At 72.0% G+C, this 2,575-nt stretch carries 1 protein-coding gene and 1 pseudogene; both read left to right on the top strand.

From position 1 onward, the window contains the following. Positions 1 to 306 (top strand): annotated as a pseudogene (locus tag PROKR_RS34485) (TetR/AcrR family transcriptional regulator); the annotation flags it as partial. Between the two features lie 59 nt (positions 307 to 365). Next, entirely contained in the window at positions 366 to 2,504 is a 2,139-nt protein-coding gene (locus PROKR_RS09915; protein WP_036962650.1) for an acyl-CoA dehydrogenase family protein, read from the top strand. Positions 2,505 to 2,575: the final 71 nt, after the last annotated feature.

Here is a 2,575-nt window from a genome sequence, read left to right on the forward strand (position 1 = left end):
GACGCCGCGCCGACCTCGCCGGCCGACCTGCACCCGCTGGGTGCCTACCTCGACTCCGTGATCGAGCTCGTCGCCGAGCCGTTCGCGCGTGCCACCGACGTCCCTCCGGCCGACGCGGCGGCCTGGGCCGCCGGCGCCGTCGGCTTCGTGCGCGGCTCCGGTGAGTGGTGGCTCGGCCACCGCAACATCGAGTCGACGCCGCTGACCCGTGAACAGCTCACCGAACGCGTGACGCTCTGGCTCTGGACCGGTCCGGTGGGAGTGCTGCACCAGGCCCGGCCCGGCGCGGCGCCCGCGACCGCCTGACCCCGACCCACCCTCCCGACACCAGACCTGGCCCTCCGGCCGAACACCGAGGAGAACCGATGACGACCACCTCCGAGCCCGTGACCCCCACGGCGACGGCCCCGCAGGCCGTGGCGCCCCAGCCCGAGGCGACCCGTCCGGCGTCGGGCACCCGAGTGGACGTGCCCGCCCTGCAGCGGATGCTGCTCGGGCGCTGGCCCGAGGAGCGGTCCGAGGCCCGCCGGATGGTGGCCGAGCACCCCGAGCTGTGGAAGCAGGAGGGGATCACCAAGGAGGAGCACCGGGAGATCACCCTCGCGCAGATGAAGCAGATGGTGCCGTACGGCCAGGTGCTGCGGGCCTTCCCGGAGCGGCTCGGCGGTCGCGACCAGGCGGGCGCGAATCTGGTGGGCTTCGAGGAGCTCGTCGCCGCTGACCCGTCGCTGCAGATCAAGTCGGGTGTGCAGTGGGGGCTGTTCGCGTCCGCGATCAACCACCTCGGCACGGAGGAGCAGAAGGACCGCCTGCTGCCGGGCGCCATGGACCTGAGCGTCCCGGGCGCCTTCGCGATGACCGAGACGGGTCACGGGTCCGACGTCGCCGCCATCGGCACCACCGCGACGTACGACCCGGAGACCGAGGAGTTCGTCATCAACACCCCGTTCCGCGGGGCGTGGAAGCAGTACCTCGGCAACGCGGCGAGGCACGGCGTGGCGGCGACGGTGTTCGCACAGCTGATCACCAACGGCGTCGACCACGGCGTGCACTGCTTCTACGTGCCGATCCGGGACCCGCAGACCATGGAGTTCCTGCCCGGCGTCGGCGGCGAGGACGACGGGCAGAAGGGTGGCCTGAACGGCATCGACAACGGCAAGCTGCACTTCACGGACGTGCGGGTGCCCCGTCAGGACCTGCTGGCCCGGTACGGCCAGGTGGCGGCGGACGGTACCTACACCTCGTCGATCGACAGCCCCGGACGCCGCTTCTTCACCATGCTCGGCGCCCTCGTGCAGGGTCGGGTCTCGCTCGACGGCGCGGCGATCACCGCGGCGAAGATCGGCCTCGCGATCGCCACGAAGTACGCCGAGCAGCGTCGCCAGTTCTCGCCCGCGACCGGCGCCGACGAGCTGACGCTCCTCGACTACGCGACGCACCGTCGCCGGCTCTTCCCCCGGATCGCCGAGGCGTACGCGATGCACTTCGCGCACGACGAGCTCCTGGACCTGTTCGACGACGTCTTCTCTGGACGCGAGGACACCCCCGCCAAGCGTGAGGACCTGGAGACGACGGCGGCGGCGCTCAAGGCGACGTCCACCTGGTACGCCCTCGACACCCTGCAGGAGTGCCGCGAGGCCTGCGGCGGAGCCGGATTCCTGTCCGAGAACCGGTTCACCGGGCTGCGCGCGGACCTCGACATCTACGCCACCTTCGAGGGCGACAACCACGTGCTGCTGCAGCTCGCGGCCAAGCGCCTGGTGGGGGACCACGGCAAGAAGATGGCGCGGGCCGCGAAGTCCCCGGCGGGCATGGCGGGCATCGTGGCCGGGCAGGCCAAGGACGCCGTGCTGCACAAGACCCCGCTGCGCCGGCTCGGCCAGTCGGTGGCCGACGGTGGCGCCGCCCGGTCCGCGGGCCGTCTGCTCGACGCCGACGTGCAGCGCGGGCTGATCGCCGGTCGCTACGAGGGCATGGTCGCGGCCACCGCGATGGGCATGCGCCCCGCGCTCAAGGCCGACTCGATCAAGGCGCAGGAGATCTTCGACGACAACCAGGTCAACCTCATCGGGTCCGCGGCCGCGTGGGCCGAGCTGGTCCGCTGGGACGCGTTCACCAAGGCCATCGGCAAGGTGACCGACCCGGGTACCCGCACGGTGCTGACGCTGCTGCGCGACATCTACGGCCTCACCACCATCGAGCGCCACCTGGACTGGCACCTGACCAACGGTCGTATCTCGACGGGCCGGGCCAAGGCCGTGACGGCGACGATCGACCGCATGCTGAAGGCTCTGCGTCCGCACGTGCTCGACGTCATCGACGCCTGGGGCTTCTCCCAGGAGCACCTGCGTGCCCCGATCGCCGACGGCTCCGAGAAGGAGCGGCAGGACGAGGCCCGGGCGTACTACCGCGAGCTGCGGGCGAGTGGCACGGCGCCGGTCAGCGAGAAGGAGCTGCGCAAGCAGGAGGCCAAGAAGGCCAAGGCGGCTGCGCAGGCCCGGTAGGAGACGCGGCGAGCAACCGCAGCCGCGGCGCACATCCCTCGCGGGACGTGCGCCGCGGCTGCGGTTCTCCT

Origin of the sequence: Promicromonospora kroppenstedtii DSM 19349 (assembly GCF_000515355.1) — a bacterium.
In the GTDB taxonomy this organism is placed as follows: Bacteria; Actinomycetota; Actinomycetes; order Actinomycetales; family Cellulomonadaceae; genus Promicromonospora; species Promicromonospora kroppenstedtii.

Coding starts and splice junctions, on each gene's coding strand:
- PROKR_RS09915 (WP_036962650.1), top strand. CDS start 366: ATGACGACCACCTCCGAGCCCGTGACCCCCACGGCGACGGCCCCGCAG.